The sequence below is a fragment of the Mycoplasma sp. HS2188 genome (assembly GCF_025209835.1).
Taxonomy (GTDB): Bacteria; Bacillota_I; Bacilli_A; order Mycoplasmatales; family Metamycoplasmataceae; genus Mycoplasmopsis.
On record NZ_JAOAOI010000011.1, the window covers coordinates 1 to 23,061 of the forward strand.

Below are 23,061 nucleotides of genomic sequence, written 5' to 3' on the forward strand. Positions count from 1 at the left end.
AAATGGTGCTTCGGTTAGAAGCTTTGTACCATTTGTTGCCTTGCCTTAAAAGGCGTACGCGCGCGTGCAAAAGAAAATTTTATTTTTTTGCACCAGTTTTTAAAACGCAAAAATCTTAAAAATTTCTGAAAAAAATTAGGTATAATGGTATTAATCAAAAATTAACTAGTTAGGTTTTCAGCTAACACACTAATTTTTTACCGATCCGATTTTTATATTGTTCAAGAATTTGTTCGTATAAAGGTGAGTTATTGTAATCATCATCAACAATACCGTTTTTGTTCATCAATTGATTGACGCTAGCTTCAATCAACTTGATTAAGTTATATCTAAAATCTAAAAACAATAAATTTTTTTGCTTTAGCTTATCAAAAGTGATTTCAGATAATTCCATATCACCTTGTCATGATTGTTGTAGAGTCGTATCGGTTGTGATATTATCAATAAATGTTTTAAATTTAATCTTGATAAAATTCGTAAATTCTTTACCCATAACTTTCTTGTATAAATCAAATCTTTTTGTGTTTTTAAACTCATTTATTTTTTGTAAACTAGAGTCACTTAAACTTAAGTTAAGGCCACTAGGATCTATGCCTGCTAATTCATCAATGTTATCATAGTAATGATTTTCGAAAAGACCCCCCGATGCAGTTGTTTTAGGTCCTAATTGAAAAGTTTGTGTTTCTTCTTTTGGAATAACATAGGTTTCTGAAATGGCAACCATTGGAGTCAATGTTGCAAACGAGCTAAATATTGGAAATAATAATATTTTTTTCTTTTTCATATAGCCCCCTTTCTTAATCCGCAAGATTATACATTAAATTAAAAAATATACAAAATTATTAATTATAAAATATATCACGTGAAATAAAAATAAAAGTTGTCATTTATCAAATTTAAGAAAAACGAAACTTTTGTTTTTTCACATTGTTGACTGTTTTCTTTAAGATTTTTATTAATCAAATTAAAATTAAAATAGCTCACAAGTTATTTTTTCAATTAGTATTAATTGCATTCTCTTTTCAGTGCGAAATACCCAAAACAAAAAACACCAAGTATTTGCTAGTTGGTGTTTTTAGTAATGATTTATTGTTTCTTTAGAATTTTTCTAGTTGAAATAATGCTTAATAAAATTAACGAAGAGACAATTACAATAGTTAAAAGTAAAATAATACCGATATTATCACTATTGTTTATAGATTGTTTTTTATGATTTTCAGATGGGGTTGGAGTTATTTTTTCTTCTTTTGGACTTTGTTTTAATTTAGCTAATTCGTCACGCAATTTTTGGTTTTGTTTTTCCAATTCTTCTAATCTGGCTAAATCAGCATTATGTTGTTGTTTAGCTGCTTCAATTGCCGCCTGATTGGCTTTAATTAATTCTTGAGCGGTAGTTAAATTGGTATTTTTAGCATCTAATTCCTGGGTGATTTGTTTTATTTTGTCTAATAATGCGATGGTGAAGTCGACATTTGTAATTGCATATTTTTCAAAAGTTGAATCTCGGAAATAATGAGGATCCGGAATATATGAGTGATCATCAATGAATTTTTGTAAAAGTTTTGCTTGTTCTTCATTCAAATGAGGCACAACGCTTAATAGTGACGCTGCAACAATATTCATTCTTTTAAGTTCAGCTTCTAAATTATAGTAAGAAGGATACAAGTCAAGTAAACCGTACTTACTTGGTTCTTTCGCAATTTCATTTTTTAAACGATCGTATTCCTGAGTAAAGTAAGACTCAACACTTTCGATAACATCGCCATAATTTAACTTAAATGAGTTGAATTCTGAATTATTGATTGCATTAATGTTATGTAATGCATCATTATAAAGAGTTTGTAAATTAGAAATTCTCTCGTTCAATTGCTGCCATAAATCTTCGTACGGGTTTGAATCGGGCTTGTTATTAATTTTAGTCAAAATATTGATTAAGTCCATATTGTGTGCATTATTTTTGTTAGCCGCTTTTAATTCGTCTTTAATTTCTGCAGGGAAAGTGTTTAGCTTATTAATAATCAATGTCTCAACTTTATTTGATTCATCAAACTTTTGAATCTCACTTTCTAATGCTGTAATCGGTTTAATTAATGTGAAAAGAGAATCAAGGTCATTTTTTTCATTTATACTATCTTTGTGTTCATTAATTTTGTTAATTAGAGCTTGTTTTGTGTTTTTTAAATCATCTGTATTTCACTCATCGGTAGTTGGTAAAATAGCAATATTTTCGTCGATTCTAGTTAGGTATGAATCTAACTCTTGATTCAAAATTTCTTTTAAAGTATTAACGTTAATTGTGTTTGTTGATTCAACTTCAGAATTAGGTTCTAACAATTTGATAACAAAATCAATTGTATCAATTTCATTAAGTAATTGTTTATTAGTTAATAATGAATTCAATTTTGAATCTGTTAGTTGATGCTCGTATTGATTAATAAACAAATCAAAAATTGCTTTTTTCGAACTATCAACATCACTTCCTGTGTATTTTTCACTGGCTTTAACTTCTCTAGCTTTCGATAAGGCCGCAATGAATTTAGGTAAGTTTTTAGAAACATTAGCAAAATCTTCTAATTTTATTTGAGAAGCTTCATATAAACGATCATAGTATTGCTGGATTTTCGTATCATTATCCTTAATTTTAACTGCTTTAAGTTTCGAATACAAATCTGGCTTTAACAAATCATTTAGTTCATCGGTGAAATTATCATAAGGTACATTGTTTCTAAGACTAATAATAAAATCTACAAATTTGCCTGATAATTCATCATTACTATATAAATTAGTTAAGTCGTCAAATCAAGGTTTAAATTTGCGATATTGCTCGAATGTTGCTATAGACTGAATCTTATCCTTCAAATGTTTGTCCATTGTTTCGATAATCATCCAGTATGCATCATCTTGACCTAATGTATTTTGTATGTACTTGTTTTGTTCATCGGTTGTTAATAGATCATATTCACCTTTATTTAAAAAACCATTATATTTAGATTTAACTTGGGTGTTTAATGGAAAACTAAGTACAAACAAAGATGAGAATTTAGTAAGACCCGGATAATCTTCTGGTCAGCCATTAATGTTAGTTCCATTTTTTCAATATGAAGATCTAATATTATCTGTATAAGGGTTTAGATTATTTAAAATTTCGATTTTTTCAAGAATAGGAACTTTCTTTTCTCCGTCTTCATCTGCGTTAACTTCAATGTTATCAAAAAGTGCCTGATATGAACCATTATCTTGAATATATTTAGTAATATTTTCAACAACTAGATTTTGAAAGTAATTATTAGACACATTTGTGATCGTAAGTGCGTTTGTTTCATTTGAAATTCTATCAACAACTAGATTTGATCTTAAAATTAAATATATCCGGTTTAGTAAATTACTATATTTATTTCAGTTGTCAAATGTATTTTGTCCAGTTTTAATGTAAGTTTCATCATATCAGTCTACAATTTTTTTGATAAGACCTTTAAAAGCGTGGTAGGTATCGTTATCATTATCATTTTCATCTTTCACAACAAGTAATGAATCGTATATATCAACAGCATATGGTTTATAATAAGAGGATATACTACTTATATTTTTGTCAATAAAAACACTCCCTAAGTACACAGATGTTAAGTCGACATTATTAATAAAATTAATATATTGAGAATAGTTTTTTAAAAAAATCTGTTTAAATTCATTGTCTTTTCGACTTACAACCGGCAGGTTTTCATTGTTATTACTCAATAAATCCAAAATTCACGACGGCGGTTGATATAGCGGTCTCAAATTTGTTTTTTCATAAGTTTGCCATGGATGGTAAGTATGTCATCCACTCGCCAAAGCTAATAAGTCAACGGGGGCCTCATATTTCGAATATATATCATAGTTATAGGCGTTACGTTGATTTAATTTAATATCATTTTCCTGAGTCAGTAATACTCTAAAAAGTGAGAAAAAACCTTGTGTGTAAGATCAAGTTAATGTACTAGTGAAATCAGTTGAATTGAATAAGTTGAAAACAAGTTCTCCACTATATAAAAAAATTTCAATAGTAGAAGATTTAATTTTTTCTCTGGAAATATAATTAGCTAAAACATCGATCCTATCTTCAAAAACTGCTAAACGTTTGGTTGCTTTAATTGTGTACCCGTTCGTCTCAAAATCATTTTTAACTTGTTCTGCCGCTCACGCTTTTTTCTCATTTACTTCCCGTGAAGTTGGAAATGTTTGGATTTGGGCGTCAAAAAAGTTTGTCGCTAAATCTTCATAAATTCCACTTAGTTTTTCACTCATTTTGTCTGTTGTTAAATTTTCAAGAGTAAACAGAGATGGAGGTAAAGAAAATAGGTAGTAATTTGCGTTTTGTAAATAATCAGTAGAAATGATTTTGGGATTTGGTTCTCCATTGACCGGTACTTTATAATTTTCATTAATCAATTTTAAATATTCATTATATTTTATGACAAATTTTTTAAAAGCGTCTCTAAAAGTCGAGTTTTTATAAAGTTTTTTGTATTGTTCAAGAATTTTTTCGAATAAGTCCGAGTTATTATATTCATCATCAACTACATTGTTTTTATTCAATAACTTATCAACACTAGCTTCAATTAATTTGATTAAGTTAGATCTAAAGTCATTAAGTAGTAAATTACTTGCATTCAATTTATCAAAAGTAAGATTAATTAGTTTATCTTCTCCTTGTCATGATTCTTGTAAGGCGGTATCGCCCGCAATACTATCAATAAAAGGCTTTAAGTCATATTTGATAAAATTAGTAAAATCTTTACCCATAACCTTTTTATACAATTCAAATCTTTTTGTATTTTTAAAATCTTTTACTTTTTGTAGATTAGATTCATTTAGACTTAGTTCAAGAACACTAGTATCTATGCCGGCTAATTCATCAATATTATCATAGTAATATTTTGAAAAAAGACTTTCAGGTGTATTTTCTTTAGGTGATAATTGATAAGGATATTCTTGTTCTTTATCAGCTGTATGAACCTCCGAAATAGCAACTATTGGCGCAAATAATGCTAGCGAGCTAAAAGCTGGTATCAATAACATTTTTTTCTTAGACATCGAAATTCCTTTCTTTTTTTTTTTTTTTTTATTATACAATATAATTCAATATAAAATTTCATAGATTTCTTGAATAATGTATGAAAAACCATATTTTCGTTTCATTGTTTAGATCAATATTTCTCATTCCATAGTAAATTAAAATAAAATTATAACTTTTTGTGTGATAAAAACAGAAATTGGTTTATTGATTTTTCTTATCCTTATTTAATCCATTAAAACTGTATTTGTTTATGCTTTTTAATCCTTGCGATTCATAGATTCTTTTGGAATTTTAAAAATTAGCTCTCCAAAATCTTATTTGCATTGTTGACTTTTTTTGCGCTAAAACATTGCTAATCTGATTAAAATCAAAATTCTCTGCAAGTTTTAATAATACTAGAACAGTTTTGTTTTTGGCGCTATGGATGTTTTTAAGCTCGTATCGTATGTATTAAATTTGCGCAAATAAAAATAACACAACTATTTTATTTCATGAATTGTTATGTTAAGTTAACTGAAAAGGCACTTTGAAAAAAGTTTAGCTTTGTTTAATAAAAGCCGCAGCAAAATGCATATTCCGTTATGCTCTCAAGCTTTTTTATTGGTATTGTAAAATCATAAATGCCTTTGTGCTTTAAATTTAGTCTGTTTTGATACTATTTTAAAACACACTAATTCATGCATGATATTTCCAAAAATTATTTTTTGGAAATATCATTATTTTTATTGTTTAATAGATAGTATATACTCATAAAATACAATTTTCCATTATAAAAAAAAGTTCAAGTTCCACAATAAATTTTATCTATTGTGTTTCACTCGAACTTTCGAATTAATTTTCACATTATCGTGAGTTTAATTTAATAATGATTATTTTCAACTTGATACAGGAGCGAATAACGAGAATGTGTCTTCGCTTAGTGTGTATCCTTGAGCTTGTAGTTGATCTTTGTTTTCGTAAATTGTTAAACTTGTTTTATCGCTGTTTTGGAAATCAGCAATTGCATTGAATAAATATTTGTGTGTTCCGTCATTATATTCAACCATGTATGTTTTATCTCCGTTTTTATTGAATGCTAAAATCTGAATATTAGTTGGGTTATCTAAGTATAGAGAGAAGGCAATCAACTGAACGAATCCGTATTTACCAATACCTTGTTTTCACGCATCAATAGCTTCGTCAAAAGTTTGCTTGAATTTATTTGTTGTTGCGTTAAACGCATCATTAAGAAATTTATTCTCTTTTAAGTAATTAAAGTAGGTAATTGGATCTTTTGTAAATTCTGTGATTCTTTTTTGAGCATCGCCTAACTTTGCAAATTCTTTTGGCTTAATTAAAGCGTATTTACCAGCTATAGTACTTGCGTAGTTTTCATTAATATATTTATTTGGCGTTGGATTTTTTAATACATAGTAAATTGGAGCTAGAGCTTTTTGAATTGGATGTTCGTGTTCATCTATTTTATGAATCAACATTTGATATGTATCAATTATCTTTCTGTATGCTAATTTAAAATTAGAAAAATTAGGGTTGTTTCTAAATTCATTCGATCTAAAAATTTCAAATACTTCGTTAGGGATAATTGAAATAGCATCAATCTCAGTATCCACTGGAGATTTGTTGAATTCAAATACGATATTTTCATTAAATGTGTCAATGTCACGATATTTCGTACCATCTCAAACTTTGTTTAAAACGTTATATGAATAAGGGGTATTATCGTACATATATTGCATTAAAGCAATTAATGAATTTTTATTCAAAGCAGCGTATCTTCTTTCAACATCACCATCTTCGTCAACAGATGAATATACATTATTCAATTTATTGCCTAAAAGAATGAATTTTTGGTGAAATAGTTGCATGTCGAAGAATAAAACATCGTCGATGTTATCAAAAAATCTTTTGAACACTTTTGAAACTTCTTTATAATCTTCTTTTTCTTGCTGTGTGTTTTGTGGATAAAGTCTTGAAAGGTATTGAGACTCAAATTGAGCGTATGATTTATTTTTGAATATATTATTGTTATTATATTGGAATTTAGCATTTTTAATGCCTTCAGTATCTTTAAAAGGATTTGAACATGATACAACAGTAATTGGGGTAGCAACAGAAATTGCTGATAGACTTAAAATTAATTTTTTCTTCATCATTATCCTAAAGCGTAGCGCTGTAATTTCATGATCTAAATCCTAAGTAGCATGTAGCAACCGAGATTGCGAAAATTACTGAAAGAAAGGCTAAAATTCCAATTGCATATGCTTTAAACGCAAGTGCATCACCAATAATTGATTCTTCAAATCTGACGTGTTTAATTGATTCGATACCAGTAGTTATACGATAAATAATTATGGCACACAATACCATGATCACTAGAGAAAATATCCCAATAAATAATCACAAAATTGTGCTCTTTTTAACGTTAATTTTTTTCATAGATTATCCTTTAATTGTGCTTCCTTGACGCGAAATTGCGTTCATAATTTTGTTACGAGCAAATAAGAAGAAAATAAACATAGGTAAAATAACTAGAATTGCTCCGGCCATTTTGATGTTGTAGAATTGTCTTTCATCTTGAGTTGAGTGATCGACCCCGACGTCAAACAATCACACTGACATAACTCTATAACCAGTCCCAGCAATAATGTTAGGTCATAGGAATGAGTTTCATGAAGCCAGAGTTGTTAGAATAATAATCGTTAATGTTGTTGGGGCAACCATTGGGATGGCAACTTTAAATAAGTATTTTGCACCAACAGCTCCATCGACCATCGCTACTTCTTTAATTCTGTTTGGAATTGATTCAAAAGCGTTACGGTACATTAAGGCGTTGAAAATCGACGCAACGAATGGAATAGCAATCAAGAACAAGTTATATCCGAATTGTCCAATTTTATCGCTTTGGGCTGGTGAAATTATTTTACTTATTTCTGTAACAACTTTCCTTTGACCCGAAAGTAGGGCCACTTCCGGTAAAACTAGCAGAGTCATTAAAATAAATCAAACAAATTCTTTACCTCTTCATTTTTTAAGACTAAAGGCGTAACCTAATAACATTGTGACAAAGATTTTTAAAACAATTGATAATAAAACGTTTGAGAATGTTAAAGTGAATGAGAATAAATATCCAATTTGTCATTCTGCTTGTCAAGGTCAAAAGTCAGTGGTGCTACCAGTCGCCGCTGAGCGAATGTTTTTACCAAATTCTCAGTGTTGTGGTCAAATACCGGCACTACCATTTCGAATTTGATCTGCTTGTGCGTTATTAGTTGAGGCTAATAAAATCATATAAGCAAAAGGAATGATAATAATCATTGCAAAAAACACTAGTAATATTAATTTAATTAAGTATTTAGTAAATAAAGAAACTAAAGAACTATCATGTACTTGTTGAGTAACTGAATCGCGCTTGTGTTTTAGCTTTATGTTCGCTAATTTCTGACGAATTTTTAATTTTGTTTCAAACATCAGATTCTCCTTTATTTAGTGATACTAGTGTTAAAATTCTAAATCCTGAACGAATTACTGTTGAGTATGACACACCAATAATGAATAAAATTATTGACGCAGCACCAGATAATTCAAATTGTCCAGCTTGAGCAAATTTATATACATATAGCATAATTGTTGAAGCACCAGCACTAAAAGCTTTATCTGGTACGTTTTCGAATAATGCTAATGGGAAAACTTTAATTCCGTTAATAATTCCCATTGTCATGATAAATGAAATGGTTTTACGAATTGATGGTAGGGTGATAGTGAAAAATTGTTTAGTGCCCCCTACACCATCAATTGAGGCTGATCTATATAAGTTTTTATCAACAGATAACATTGCGGTACTGAATAATAAGATGTTGAAGGCTAGTGAACCTCACACCCCATTGATTAGCATAACAAATAGTGATTTGAATGCAGTTTCATCAGTTCCACCTAATCAGTTGATATTAGCAGAAAAGCCTAGTGATCTAAATAGTTGGTTAAATTGTCCATTGACTTGGAAAATTTGAACAAAGGCCAAAGAAACAGCAACTATGTTAGTGATATATGGTAAGAAGAATACTGTTTGTAAAAAACCTCTTAACTTCTTACGGATTACTGTTGCTATCAGTGATGAAATTAATAAAGATACGGTCATTGAGAATGGTAAAACTAAAAGACCATAAATAAATGAGTTTCTAACACCGACAGCAAAAGTTAATTGACCTAATAAGTTGGTAAGATTATTAAAACCTACAAATTGCGAAGCACCTGTATTGGTATCGATAACTTTATAAAAGGTATCTTTAATGTTGTAAATAAAAGGGACAACAGTGAAGGTGATTAGGATTAATAATGCAGGTAATATTAGTAACAATGCGGCTAAAAATGGTGTACGACGATCGACAACAGATTCTGATATCGCATTGTTTCTTTTCGCTTGTTTGTTAATAGCAAAATTAAAGATAAACTTGCTATTAGTTTCAAAGCTTTTTCTTTTAAGGAAATTATTGAACATCGTATTCAATTCTTTCTTCGCTTACTGAGTCAAAAATGTGTAATCTATCAGTAGGTACGTTAAAGTGTATTTGGTCATTAACTTTGAAGTTGAATTTATTGTGAACTAAGAAGTTCAATTTAATATCGTCGCTTAATTTAACAGTTAATTTTGATTCTTTACCGAATTGTTCAACGGTAGTAACAACACCGCGGAATTGTGCGTTTTCGACATCTTCTAACACAATTTTGTAATCTTCTGCACGAACACCAACGTTTACTAATGCATTGTCTTTACCGCTTAATTTAATTCCTGGAATTTCAACACCGTTTACTTTTAGTAAACCATTAGCGTATTCAGAAGGAATAATTCCCATTTCTGGCATACCTAAGAAACGAGCAACAAATTGGTTTGCTGGTTTATTGTATAGTTCCATTGGTGTACCCATTTGTTGTACTTTAGCTGTTGACATACATACAATAATGTCAGAAATTGACATAGCTTCTTCTTGGTCGTGAGTAACAAATACGGTTGTAATTCCTAAACTTTGTTGAACTTCACGGATTCATTGTCTTGTGTTGATACGTAGTTTAGCATCTAAGTTTGACAATGGTTCATCCATCAACAAGATTTTTGGTTTTTTAACAATCGCACGTGCAATTGATACACGTTGTTGTTGTCCACCAGATAATCTAGTAGGTTTTTTTTGTAGAATTTGAAGAATCTCTACACGTTTAGCAACTTCTAAAACATCACGGTGAATAGCTTGTTTGATAGTAACAACTTCTTTAGAATATTTTTCAATTAAATCTCTTTGTTCTTGAGATAATTCGAAGTTACGTAACTTGGTATCTTTTTTAACAATTTCTTTAAAATTGTATTTTGCATCTAGTTCTTTTTCTAGACGAGCATATTCACTTTTCATGATTTTAGGTACGACTTTAAGATTTCTGTGTGCTCTTTTAACGTCTTCTTTACCAATTGATTTTAGTTCTTTTTCGGCTAATTTTAATTCTTGTTTTAAATCAGCAATTTTTTGTGAATTTTCTCTTAAAATATCAATCATTTTCATTGAGTATTTAACTCTTGCTTGGTTGCGTAGCAATTTGTATTCCATTTTTGCTAATTTCATTGCGTCCGATTTAGAAAATTGCATTTTATCTTCAGCGGCAACTTTAGCGTTTAATTGTTGATATTGTTTATATAGTGTTTCTAGCGCTAGATATTTATTTGTGAATAATCAATCATAACGTGTTGGGGCATCAGTCTTAGTTACTTTTGGTGCTCTATATTTTAGCAATCCAGAAGCAATAATTTCATCTTCAATATCTAGATTTCTAAACTCAATATCAACACCATTAGCTTTGTTAATTTGGTGTTGATAAGCAATGTTAGAAATAATTTTGTTGTAATCTTCTTTCAAACGGTCAAAACGTTTTAAAACATTTTTTGAAAGAATAGTTGATTTAGCTTCAAATTTATTTAAAGCTAATTTATAGTTACTTTGAGCTTGTGAAAGTTTTTTTCTACGACGAGATATGCTTCTTGAAGCTAATCTCTCTAACTCATCCATTACAGCTCTAGTATTAACTACAGCTTGTAAGTAGTCATTTCTTTCTTCTTCACTAGCTCCTAAAGCTTCTAAGTAAATATTATTAATTTTAGTTTTAGCTACTAAACTAGCAGTGATAACGTCATTTTTTCAGCTTGCATCATTTTTCAATGGGAATGCAATGTTATCATAAACACTCATGTGAGGGTAAAGTGCATAGTTTTGGAACACAAAACCAATCTTACGTTTTTGTGGGGTTAATGTTGTCACATTTTTACCATAAAAACGAACTTTACCACTACTGATTGTTAATAGACCTGAAATAGCGTTTAACGCAGTAGTTTTACCTGAACCTGAAGGACCTAGTAAGGTTACTAATTTTCCTTCGGGAATTTTAAAACTAACGTCATCAACAGCAAGAGTTTCACCAAAATCAATATAAACGTTTTTTAATTCAATAGCAGGAAGATCTTTTTCTTCTTGTTTAGCAATCACGTTTGCAAGAATTTTTTGATATTCTGCATAATCTGAAGCTAAAAAGCCATAACGTTTTTCATTTGACATTTCTGGTTTATTATCTTTCATAATGATTCCTTTTAATTATTTATATTGGTCGTCTGGGGTATAGACTTTTCCGTCATTGTCAATGTTAAAAACATTGTCAATTTCTTTACGAGCATTTTTTTGGTATGCTCAGAAATTAATATAGTTTGTGCCTATTGGTTTAAGTTTGTAGATATTTGCAAATTCTTCAATACTTTTTCTACGTTGGCCTTTTTCCACAGCAAAAAAACCTTTTTGATTATCGTAAGCAAATTTTAAAGCCATACCTAACATTCTGAATGTATATCATTCTAATGTTTGGTAACTTTTAATTTTAATTCCTAAACCACTATTAGCGTTGAAAGGCAATGTTCAACCCGCTTTAGTTATCTCAACGCTGTATGATTTATCAACATCAGCAAGGGAATCGGGTTTATTATTCGTATAACTAAAAAATACATCTCCGGTTGTCCGGTTAAAGCTATCATGTCCGGTTGGAAATACGTATACGACTTGATTATCTTTTAGAGTATCTTCAGCAAATTTAGATGCTTTTTTTGCTCAAAAGAGTTCAATTTTGTCAGCTTCATTCCCACTAACATTTTTTTCTGGTGTATCAATACCAGCCAATCTCAATTTATAAGTTCCGCCTTCTTCAATTCCGGCTTGAGGTTTCTTCTCTAATGCACGAACTGTTATTGTATCACCATCTGAATGATCGACAACTGCTGCCTTAAAAACAAAATTTTTTATTCTTTTATTTTTAGGATCTAAATGAATACTAGAATCTCATTGAGTCTTGTGGTCTTTATCAAGTGGCAATTCTTTTGCGCAACTAACGACTGATGCTATTGGAGTAGCAATCAGCGGTAGCGAGAATGATGCAATTATTTTTTTAAATCTCATTTTTCTCCATCTCGTTCTTTGCGTAATAAACATTTATGTCCGCAGACATAAATGTTTAGCGAAAGTGAAAGTACAATTATTTATTAAAGTTTCTAACTGTTTTGTTAATTGACGCAATAAATACGTCGAAAGCACTAGGAGTAGCCCCTGAGTCACGAATTGATTCAGATTCAGTTTTGTATTTACTATTAAATGCTTCTCTAAATTGGTTAGCAAATTTACTTGTTGGTTCTTCATATCACACAACATCTTCATTTTTAAATAAGTCGAATGATAATGATAAGTATTTGTTTTCTTTGAATGATTTTGAATTTGTTAGTGAAGTGTCGTCAGCAAATCCAGTGTATGGGATCACGTATGACGCTGTTCTCGAAATGAATCCTAAAGCAGATTCTTGACCATCTTGTTCTCTACCAAAGTTAAATTTGTGGCTTGTATCAAAAACAAATTTTAAAAATCTTAAAGCGGCTTTATTTTGTCTTTCACCGTTGTCGATTACAAATAGGTTAGGACCTTGTAGGAATGCTGTTGACAATTTTGATTCAGCATTGAATTTTTTAGGTGGATATTTAGCAACTAACTCATCTCTTTGTAATGAAGTTGCTGGTGTTGGAACTATTGCTTCATAGTCATCATTTTTAACTGTAGCTGTCAATGGACTATTGGTTTTATACAACACGTATGTTCCAGATTTTTTACCTTTACCGTATTCTTCAACTGTACCTAATTTTGTAAATAATTTACCTTCACCAACATATGTTTTATCTAAATCAGCTATCAATTGTGTATTAGTTGCGTCGATTTTTGCGAAATAAATTGAATTTTTGTCAGTTGATTTTGCTGTTGTATCAAGTATGTCGTAAATTGAATCGCTAGCTGCATCAGCTGATTTTCAGTAGTATGTAGCTTTTGTTTCCTCTGTTGATTTAATAAAGTCATTTGCATATTTGAATTTTAGTTGAGGTTTTTTGCCTTTGCTTAATGCAGCTCTACCAAAATCATCTGAAGAGATAGCTCTTGGTTTTTTGGTTTTTTCATCAATTGATTTAAGTAGTTTAACTGATGGGTTTAAACTTTTAGCATCAACGAAGTTGTGTTTGTAACCAGCTGTTGAACCAAAGTTAGCACCAATTTTGTGGTTAACTTCCTCTGATGATGAATATGAACCACCACCAAAAATTTTAAGTGCACCTTTTTTAATAGCTTCAGAGATCAATGCATAAACTTCAGCATTATTTTTGTATGCCACAGATTCGGTATCGGCTAACGAATCGAATCCAACAGTAATAGAACCATTAGCGTCATTTGTAACTTTTAATGACATTTTATCGTCGTCACCATCTACTTTTGAATACATAACTGTATTTAGAATACCTGATGGGTCATCAATTCCTAATAAAGCAACGGTTGAATTATCTGAAGATGATGAAGCAAAAATTTGGATTGCATCAGTTATAAATTTAATAAATTTAGTAAATTCATTAAAGTAAGATTGATCAATTGTTTTGTTTGGATATTTTTCATCTGTGAAAATTTTGTTGATTTCAGCTTGGTCTTTTGGAGCACCAAAGTACCCATCACTTTTAATAACCTCGATGTCAGCATCTCAATCATTTGTATCAAGTTTGAATTCTCTAGTTAGATCTTCACTAATAGTGAAACCTGCTTCTCTAAGTGTTTTTAACACATATTTGTAAATTGGTCCGTTGATTCCAAAAGCAACGGTTGATTTTAGAAAAGGAACTGAGTAGAATCCTCCAACTTTAGCACCATCAATTTTGTCGTTGTTTGTAGTAAATCTTTTTTCAAAGGTGTCTCTTAATATTTTTAAATCGCCGTATTTTTCATCTGAAAGATTAACACCTCTATTACGGCTAACAATTTCAGCGATTGTTGAACCGTAGTTTACGGTTAGGTTTGGTAACTTAACAATGTCATTGTTTTTCATTGCACTTAAGATATTTTGGTGTCCTGAACCATAACCTGAACCATCTTGAATTAATTCAACTTCCATGTATGTTTTTAATTCATCTTCTTTTTGACTAATTAATTTTTTATCAGCTTTAGATGCTTTCAAATTATCAATTTCTTTTTGAAGAGCTTCTCTATTTTTAACTACTTCTTGGTTGTAAACTTTGATAACACCATCAAGTGCGTTTCATTGTTCTTTACCTCTTGAGAAAGTAACACTAAATTTTAGTTTTTGTCTTTTTGCGTCAAATCTTTTATTTTGACACGCAACAAGAGAAATTGGAGCTGCTAGAGCAACAAGTGATCCTGTTAATAATAATTTATTTTTTTTCATATTTCCTTTCATGTAACCCCGGAAAGGGGTTGCTTATCTGTTTTTACCCCATTTTATATATAATAAGCGTTTATATTATACATTAAAATTAATTTATAAGTAATTGTATGTGAATAAGATAAATAATAAAAAATACTCCGCTCGGCGGAGTTATGCACTTATTTTGGCCCTTTTTCTTCTTATTGCCCGTCAAAGACCAAAAGCCAATAAAGCTAACGGTATTAAAATAGTTAAAATTACTAATACGGCGTAAGAAATAGCTCAAGCTTTATGTCTGTCTTTTTTAGCCTTTTGGATTTGTTCGTGAATTTCTACACTTCTTTCGCCTAAATAATCACCAAGATCACTTAAACGTTTTTTATCAATTAAACGCATAATCGTGTAAAAAACAATCAAAGCAGTCATTGATAAAACGCTAATTAAGCAAAATAACGGCGTGTTACCAAAACCTGAGTCTAACCATTTTGAAAAATCTAAATTGGTTTTAATTACTCCACCAAACATATTTAATTCAAAATCAACTTTACCAATATTGTATAAGCCATATATTACTGCCGTAATAACACCTAAATATGTTAGAAGAAAAATTAATATTCATGTTAAATTGATGTCTTTTAAAATAATAGAACGATAAGCAATGTGGAAAGTATTACTTGAAGCATAATCACCATTGCTTAAAGATTCACGGTGTCTTTGAATCGTTTTATTTCAGGCACTTTTTTCAATTGCGTTTTTTATTCCTAGAGCAAAAAATATAAAAGCACAAATACTAAAAACAATAATATAGCCAATATAGTATTTATCGCTGAACGGCGGAACTTTAAAACAGGCAAGCGTGATAAAACAAGCAGAAAAAAACATTATTAAAAAAGATAAAGTAATATTTACAGTCTTAATGTTTTTTTCTGTCCTAATGACTGAATAAACACGTGGTGAGTATTGATTTTGCGGGTCCCTAACAACATTTTTGGACTGGTCAACATTTAAATCAGCGTTAGCTTTTACCATTTCAATTGTTGAAGTATCATTAACTGGTTTATATTTCATTTCGCTCCTTCATTATTTAATAGAAACATAAAACATGTTTCAATGCGAAACATTTTTACTTTTTAATTATATAATTTAACTAAAATTATAGGAGTTAAAATGAATGAAAAATTACGTCAATATTTAGCGAACACACCTGACAAAAATGGTTATTTTGGAGAATTTGGTGGATCATATTTACCAGATGACTTGAAATTATTATTTGACGAAATCGCACAAAAATATAGTGAAATTTCGCAAACTAAGGAATATCAAGATGAATTAAAAAAATTACGGGAAGATTTCCAAGGACGCCCAACACCTTTATATTATTGTCAAAACCTTTCGCAAAAATATGGCAAGTGCCGTATTTTCGTCAAGCGTGAAGATTTAAATGAAGGTGGTAGCCATAAAATGAACCACTGTTTAGCAGAAGCTCTTTTTGCCAAAATGATTGGTAAAACTAAACTAATTGCCGAAACCGGAGCCGGAAGTCATGGTGCTGCTGTGGCTGTGGCCGCCGCCCATTTTGGTCTAGAATGTGAAATTCATATGGGGGCAGTTGATATTGCTAAACAACATCCAAACGTTGAAAAAATGAAAATTTTAGGTGCTAAAATTATTCCTGCCACTCACGGAGCTCAAACCTTAAAAGAAGCGGTGGATTCCGCATTTGCATCATACAAAAAACAATCACAAACCGCAATCTACGCTATTGGAAGTGTGGTGGGACCACACCCTTTCCCAATGATGGTGCGAAATTTCCAAAAACTAATTGGAGATGAAATTAAACAACAATTTAACAATAAATATAATAAAGAACCAGATTACATTGTCGCTTGTGTTGGCGGTGGTTCCAACGCAATTGGTGCTTTTAGTTCATTTTTATTTTCAAACACCAAGTTGATTGGTGTTGAACCATTAGGTAAGGGCAGTAAAAAAGGCGACCACGCCTCAACTTTATCTTATGGTAAAGTTGGTATATTGCACGGATTCAAGTCGATTTTATTGGCCGATGAACAAGGCAATGCCGATCCAGTTTATTCAATTGCTTCGGGATTAGATTATCCAGGTGTTGGTCCAGAGCACGCCTATTTAAAACAACAAGGGCTAGTTGAATATGTAGCTATCAACGATAATGAAGCAATTGAAGCATTTTTAACACTTTCTACAACTGAGGGAATTATTCCTGCTTTGGAATCATCACACGCTATTGCTCAAGCAATCAAAATCGCTAAAGAACATAAAGATGAAAACCTAGATATTATTATTAATTTATCAGGTCGTGGAGATAAAGATTTAGCTTATGTTTTGGAAAATTGCCAAGATCAAATTGCTAAATTTCGCCAAAAATAATTACAATAAAACAAAAAATCAAAACTAGCTTAACTTATAGTTTTGATTTTTTTATTATTAAAATCCAGTTTAATTATCTTTAAAATTTTCTTGATTTGCTCGAGAATTATATAGACTCTGGTAAGCATTAGTTCATATTATTTGGTTATCGTAAAGACGTAAATAATATGGTAAATCAAACCTAAAATCGTCAAGATAAGTAATTTGCTCTTGTTGATTTAATTTGTTATTCCATAACTCGAAGATTTTGTTAGACTTATTGATATTTTTTGTGTAATCTTCCAAACGCCCTAAAAAAGAATATTTTTTTAAAAACTCAGGTCCTTTGGGACCAATTTTTCATAAAAATGATGTAAATGTGTTGTAACTAGCCAAAACTTTTTGGTAGTAATGGTTATTAAAAGCATAAGTGGTTTTTAAAGACCTTTCAACATTAGCTAGATCAACTTCAACATTTTTGGCAGTTATATCAGTGTTTTTATTGAAGCCATAATTCAAATAGTATGCGAAAATAAAATTAAAATCAATTATTTTATATTTTTGGTTTGGGTAATATTTTTGCTCATTAAATTTAGTTGCATCAGTTTTCAATTGTTTTCAATTATTGATAAAATCATAGTCCAAATATTTGTAACTCTGATTCATTTTTGTGTCAAGCTCAGTGCTTAAAATATTGAATTCTTCAGTTAATATTGAGTATTTTTGTTGAGAAGTGTATATGTTTTCGAGTTTAGATTTGACATTATCATCGTTTATGAATTTCAGTAAATTATCAAACTTAGATTCAATTATTTTTAATATCGAACTCGAATTGGCACTAATTGCATCTTCGAGGCGTTGACTATGATGTTTATATAGATGCTCAAAAGCAAAAAAGATTGGAAAACGTTCAACTCGATATGTTTCTATTTGTCTTTGCAAAATGTCTGATTTTTCGAGTACCCGTGTTTTTATATTTTCGAAGTCATTATTGTCATTATTAGCAATAATATTATTGATTATTTCAATGTTTTTATTGACTTTTTGCCCTAAAATCTTTAGTTCATTATCCTTAAAATCTTTATTGATGTAGGCACTTTTATAATTCCATAAATCAATGTTTAAATATTTATTGATAATGCTAAATTTTGCTAAATTATTAGGCAAAACGTATTCAATATTTCTAACAGCATTGTATAGTTGTTGAGCTTTATCAAAAGCACTTTTATACTCAGTAAAACTTTTATTAGCATCTCGCTTGTCACAAGCCACACTTAAAGTCATTAATGGTGCGAAAGAAGTTAAAATTGATCAATTAACTATTTTTTTAATTTTCATAGGCAAATTATACATTCATAAACCTAGATTTAAAAACTAATATTAATATTGAGTAATAAAATTAACCAAAAAACAATTATTTATTATAATTCAAACATAATTAATTTTAGGAGGAAATATGCCATCAAGCACGATGTGAATTATTTTTGGGGTTGTTATAGCTTTATTACTATCGTTTTTTATTTATTCAGCCGTCAAAGATCGTATGAACAAAAAGAAAAGAAAGAAAAAAGAAATGACACATCGCATAAATTCTTTAGCAACTAAAGATTCAGTAATCATTAATTTAGACTTACTTTACAACAAAAATCAAAGTTTATTGAAAAAATTTAGACCAAGTATTGGTGATTTCAAAATGTCTTTTATTGTCGGTAATGCACGAAAATATCTTTTAGATTTACAAACCGAAGAAAACTTCAAAGAGTATATAATCGGTAATCCGGACACAAAAGAATTGTTGCAACATTACAGCAAATTAAGAGACACTCGCTCAACTACTTGAGAAAATTTAACAGAAACTTTAAATTACATTGCAGAAGAAATGCAATTAATTGACAAAGAAGTCAATAAAGAAATGATTGAGCAAATAAAAGCCAAAATTGAGGAGTTTTATAATGAAAAAAAATAAATCATTTGACAAAAAACTGCCCAATAAATTAACATTATTGCGAATGTTTTTAATCATTCCGCTTTTGATTTGTATGGGAATATACATTGAAACAGCTTCAGTATTTGGGGCTTTCTTAATTAGAAATGATTTTTGAAGAGTCGTAACCCAAAGAATTTTAATTTCGTTGATATTAGCAATATTTGTAGTGGGAATGATCACTGACTTTTTTGATGGTCATTTAGCACGTAAATATAATGTCGTTAGCGCATTTGGTAAATTGTGAGATCCTATCGCTGACAAGGTAATGACAACATCAGTTTTAGTATTTTTAACAATCGCCTCACAAAACTTTATTCCTTTTGTCATTGTTATTTTATTTGTTATTAGAGATCTTATTGTTGATGGAGTTAGAGCGGCAATGAAAGGTTACGGAATTGATGTTGCTGCTTCAAAATGAGGAAAAATAAAAACCATCATTTTGACCATCTCGATAGTTATATCGCTATTTTTAATGACTATTTGACCTAATTTCTCTTTCTCAAAACATCAAAATATTATCCAAGTTATTCGTTTAGTTGTTAATATTCCATTGATTATTGCTTTAGTTTTCAGTATTTTTTCAGGTATTCTATACGTATCGAAATTAACACGTTATATGAAAAAAAACAATAAATAATTCAATTCAAACCATAGCCCTCGCTATGGTTTTTTTTATCAACGAATTAGTCCAACATTAATCAATAAATATTAAAACCATACAATAAAAAAATAAGTATTACTCTGGCTAAATTTGATACAATAAAAACATGTGGGGGTGTAATGGCTTCGACATGTACTGGGTAGTACTAACATCAGTGGTTTGGTAAACCTTAATACTTCTAGGCTTTATAGTCGCAAACAAAAAACAAGCTCAAGTTGAGCTAAAAGACTTAGTAATTGCTAACCAATTACAAGCACAATCAAATCTAGTTTTCGCTTAATTTAGCATTCTAGTGCCCAAAATCAATGCCTTGGGATTTTGGTGCGGTTTAAAGGCTCGGTGAATGCTCACACTTAGTAATGAACTTAAATTTTAATGTGTACTGTCGTGAATTCTTTTGTTTATTTAGAACCATTGACAGAACTATAAATAAACTAAACTTGTAAAAAGTGTTAGTATGTCTTAGTATGTGGACACGGGTTCAACTCCCGTCATCTCCACCAAATGTTAATTCGCCAATTACTCATTTGAGTAATTTTTATTTATTTTTTTAGAAAAAAATACTTTAGTGATAAAATTAGTTAGAAATTAAAAAATTATTTTTGCACTAGGTTTAAATTTAACATTTATGCTTGGTCAAAACATAATAAAGGAGATTATTATGATTACAAAAGAACAAAAAGCGCAATTAGTTGCTAAATACGGTAAAGATGCCAAAGACACAGGAAGTTCATTTGTGCAAATTGCTATTTTAACAGCTGAAATCGAAGATCTAAAAAAACACTTCGCAAACAACCCAAAAGATAACCACTCTCGTCGTGGATTCTTAGCAAAAATCGCAAAACGTCGTGTTCTATTAGCGAATCTAAAAGCTGATAACTTCGATTTATATCTAAAAGCTTTAAACGATTTAAACTTAAGAAAATAATGTTCACTCGCTTTGGCGAGTTTTTTATTAATTAATTAAATAAAAATAGAAAGTATAATTAAAACTATGACAAAGACTGAAATTAAAGAATTACTATTAAACGAGTTGAATAAAATCGCAAACGAGTTGCAAATTAGCCGCCAAGTAGTTTTAATAGAACCTAAAGATCACGGTGATTTAACTACAAATATGGCTATGGGTAATAAAGGTTTAAAACCATTAGATTTGGCACAACAAATTGTTGATAAAGTCAATGCCAAAAAAGACGAATTAGGTATTGCAAATATTGAGATTGCCGGTCCAGGATTTATTAATTTTTTCATTAAAAAAACTTCTTTTATTGCTGGAGTGAACCAAATTTTGACACTTGGTCAAAATTATGGAAAAGGAACACGAAGCGGCAACATAAATATTGAGTGAGTATCAGCTAATCCAACTGGATTTATGCACGTGGGACACGCGAGAAATGCCGCAATTGGTTCTACCATTGCTAATATTTGTGAGTTTAGTGGATTAAATGTCACTAGAGAATACTATATTAATGATGCCGGAAATCAAATTAACTTATTGGCACAGAGTGTTTTTGCTCGTTATCAACAAATTTTTAATGCTGACTTTCCAATGCCTGAAGATGCATACAGAGGCGAGGACATTGTCTGAGCTGCAGGTGAATTTAACGCAAAATTTGGTGATAAATATAAAGATGCAAAATTAGAAAATGAAGTTTTAGATATTTTTAAACAAGAAAGTACCGCCTTATTTTTAGGTCAAATCAAACATGATTTAGCGAGATTCAATGTCTTTTTCGATAAATATTTTAGTGAAAAATCACTTTATAAAAATGATGGCGAAATAATTAAAAACACAATTGCAAAATTACAAAATACCTATACTAGCGATGGTGCTTTATGACTAAAAACAACACTTGATGGTGATGACAAAGACAGAGTATTGGTCAAAAGTGATGGTTCATACACATATTTTTTACCTGATATTGCTTACCATAATATTAAATTCAACTCGAATGGTCAAAACCCAACTATTTTAAACGTGTGAGGAGCCGATCACTCTGGCTATGTTAAAAGAATGGAATCAGCCATGAAAAATCTCGGGCACGATGCCGATAAACTTGTAGTCTTGTGTATGCAACTTGTGAGATTAATCAAAAATGGCGAAGAATTTAAAATGTCAAAACGTAAAGGAACCAGTTTTTGATTACGTGAATTTATTGACCTAGTCGGTACAGATTCAGCAAGATTTATTCTTTTAGATCGTACAACGAATACTAAACTAGATTTTGACATTGATTTAGCCACAGCCAAAACAAATGATAACCCATCATTTTTAGTGCAATATTCTAATGCTCGTGCATTAGCCTTACTTGAAAAAGCTAATGCAAATAATTTAAATTTAGTTGCTCAAAAATATGATGATCAAGCTGATCTAAAATTAATCTCAACACTGTTGGAATTTCCTGAAATTATTGAAAAATCAGCAGATAAATTAGTGACTAATCTTCTAACACAATATGCAATCAAATTAGCTAAAGAATTTAATTCTTGATACTCAAATACTGAAAAAATAATTGAAAAACAAGATCAAATAAGTGCTTTGGCGTTAGTTAAAGCAGTCAATATTGTCTTGGAAAATTCAATGAAGTTACTGGGTATTTCAATACCTGACAAAATTTAGACATAGCGAAAATTAGCACTAAACAAAGAGTGCTAATTTTGTTTTATTAATCAAAATATTGTAGTGAATAAGTAAAGCGTTCAGTTAGTAAACTAACTGCCATAAAATGTGCTAATACTCGAAACTGATGAATAATATTTTTTATTCTTAATAATGTATAACGTATATTAGAGTTTTCTAAAAAATTAATGTTATATTTACATTTTATATTTTATACAGTGCAATAACGAGATTAAGAAATTACATAGGAATGACAAAATATTTAAATTACTAAAATAGTGTGCAAAAGATAAAACTAAAATAGGACAGAAATTATTTGAGTATAATTTTTGTCCTATTTTAAACCGCTTATGTATTTTATATATTGAATTTTAGTAGCTTTCTATTTATAAATTCGAAAAGTATTTAATAATGTTATTCTTTTTCATTTTTGTTATTTTCTATTAATTCAGCAGGATTTAATTTAAATGGATCGGTAAAAAATTAGTGTGTTAGCTGAAAACCTAACTAGTTAATTTTTGATTAATACCATTATACCTAATTTTTTTCGAAAATTTTTAAAATTTTTGCGTTTTAAAAACTGGTGCAAAAAAATA

Annotated in this window: 16 protein-coding genes and 1 other RNA gene; 6 read left to right on the top strand and 11 right to left on the bottom strand. The window is 29.9% G+C overall.

What is annotated here, in order from left to right:
* Nucleotides 1–181: 181 nt before the first annotated feature.
* The 10 genes from N1F73_RS03170 to N1F73_RS03215 form a co-directional block, all read right to left on the bottom strand.
* Complete coding sequence (locus N1F73_RS03170) at nucleotides 182–784, bottom strand: hypothetical protein (RefSeq protein ID WP_260360078.1); 603 nt, start codon at nucleotides 782–784, stop codon at nucleotides 182–184.
* A gap of 302 nt (nucleotides 785–1,086) precedes the next feature.
* Nucleotides 1,087–5,073: a hypothetical protein gene (locus N1F73_RS03175; protein WP_260360079.1), complete on the bottom strand. Its 3,987-nt coding sequence runs from the start codon at nucleotides 5,071–5,073 to the stop codon at nucleotides 1,087–1,089.
* An 852-nt stretch (nucleotides 5,074–5,925) separates the two neighbouring features.
* On the bottom strand, nucleotides 5,926–7,206 hold the full coding sequence (locus N1F73_RS03180) for a hypothetical protein (RefSeq protein ID WP_260360080.1): 1,281 nt from the start codon (nucleotides 7,204–7,206) through the stop codon (nucleotides 5,926–5,928).
* Nucleotides 7,207–7,213: 7 nt separating this feature from the next.
* Nucleotides 7,214–7,492, bottom strand: a complete 279-nt coding sequence (locus N1F73_RS03185) for a hypothetical protein (RefSeq protein ID WP_260360081.1) — start codon at nucleotides 7,490–7,492, stop codon at nucleotides 7,214–7,216.
* A 3-nt stretch (nucleotides 7,493–7,495) separates the two neighbouring features.
* Nucleotides 7,496–8,524, bottom strand: coding sequence for a carbohydrate ABC transporter permease (locus N1F73_RS03190; protein WP_259290352.1), 1,029 nt, complete (start codon nucleotides 8,522–8,524; stop codon nucleotides 7,496–7,498).
* Nucleotides 8,433–9,551, bottom strand: coding sequence for a carbohydrate ABC transporter permease (locus N1F73_RS03195; protein WP_260360082.1), 1,119 nt, complete (start codon nucleotides 9,549–9,551; stop codon nucleotides 8,433–8,435). The genes N1F73_RS03190 and N1F73_RS03195 overlap by 92 nt, the downstream gene beginning before the upstream one ends.
* Nucleotides 9,541–11,667, bottom strand: a complete 2,127-nt coding sequence (locus N1F73_RS03200) for an ATP-binding cassette domain-containing protein (protein ID WP_260360083.1) — start codon at nucleotides 11,665–11,667, stop codon at nucleotides 9,541–9,543. The genes N1F73_RS03195 and N1F73_RS03200 overlap by 11 nt, the downstream gene beginning before the upstream one ends.
* A 15-nt stretch (nucleotides 11,668–11,682) precedes the next feature.
* A complete protein-coding gene (locus N1F73_RS03205) occupies nucleotides 11,683–12,531 on the bottom strand; it encodes a thermonuclease family protein (RefSeq protein ID WP_260360084.1) in 849 nt (282 codons plus the stop codon).
* Nucleotides 12,532–12,607: 76 nt separating this feature from the next.
* Complete coding sequence (locus N1F73_RS03210; RefSeq protein ID WP_260360085.1) at nucleotides 12,608–14,848, bottom strand: P68 family surface lipoprotein; 2,241 nt, start codon at nucleotides 14,846–14,848, stop codon at nucleotides 12,608–12,610.
* A 138-nt stretch (nucleotides 14,849–14,986) separates the two neighbouring features.
* Nucleotides 14,987–15,883, bottom strand: coding sequence for an MSC_0882 family membrane protein (locus tag N1F73_RS03215; protein ID WP_260360086.1), 897 nt, complete (start codon nucleotides 15,881–15,883; stop codon nucleotides 14,987–14,989).
* A gap of 99 nt (nucleotides 15,884–15,982) precedes the next feature.
* On the opposite strand from N1F73_RS03215, the gene trpB reads away from it, so the two are divergent.
* Complete coding sequence (gene trpB / locus N1F73_RS03220; RefSeq protein WP_260360087.1) at nucleotides 15,983–17,218, top strand: tryptophan synthase subunit beta; 1,236 nt, start codon at nucleotides 15,983–15,985, stop codon at nucleotides 17,216–17,218.
* Nucleotides 17,219–17,287: 69 nt separating this feature from the next.
* Here the strand turns inward: trpB and N1F73_RS03225 are convergent, their stop codons facing one another.
* Nucleotides 17,288–18,535 carry a hypothetical protein gene (locus tag N1F73_RS03225; protein ID WP_260360088.1) on the bottom strand — a complete coding sequence of 416 codons (1,248 nt, stop codon included), beginning with the start codon at nucleotides 18,533–18,535 and terminating at the stop codon, nucleotides 17,288–17,290.
* Between the two features lie 118 nt (nucleotides 18,536–18,653).
* Here N1F73_RS03225 and N1F73_RS03230 point away from each other — a divergent pair, with 118 nt between their 5' ends.
* From N1F73_RS03230 to argS, 5 genes are all read left to right on the top strand, one after another.
* Nucleotides 18,654–19,163, top strand: a complete 510-nt coding sequence (locus N1F73_RS03230; RefSeq protein WP_260360089.1) for an MHJ_0274 family protein — start codon at nucleotides 18,654–18,656, stop codon at nucleotides 19,161–19,163.
* Nucleotides 19,150–19,821 (top strand): CDP-diacylglycerol--glycerol-3-phosphate 3-phosphatidyltransferase, encoded by a 672-nt coding sequence (gene pgsA / locus N1F73_RS03235; protein WP_260360090.1) that lies wholly within the window; start codon nucleotides 19,150–19,152, stop codon nucleotides 19,819–19,821. The genes N1F73_RS03230 and pgsA overlap by 14 nt, the downstream gene beginning before the upstream one ends.
* A gap of 134 nt (nucleotides 19,822–19,955) precedes the next feature.
* Nucleotides 19,956–20,348: a transfer-messenger RNA gene (gene ssrA, locus N1F73_RS03240) on the top strand.
* Nucleotides 20,349–20,506: 158 nt separating this feature from the next.
* On the top strand, nucleotides 20,507–20,773 hold the full coding sequence (gene rpsO, locus N1F73_RS03245) for a 30S ribosomal protein S15 (protein WP_260360091.1): 267 nt from the start codon (nucleotides 20,507–20,509) through the stop codon (nucleotides 20,771–20,773).
* 66 nt (nucleotides 20,774–20,839) lie between these two features.
* Nucleotides 20,840–22,465 carry an arginine--tRNA ligase gene (gene argS / locus N1F73_RS03250; RefSeq protein WP_260360092.1) on the top strand — a complete coding sequence of 542 codons (1,626 nt, stop codon included), beginning with the start codon at nucleotides 20,840–20,842 and terminating at the stop codon, nucleotides 22,463–22,465.
* Nucleotides 22,466–23,061: the final 596 nt, after the last annotated feature.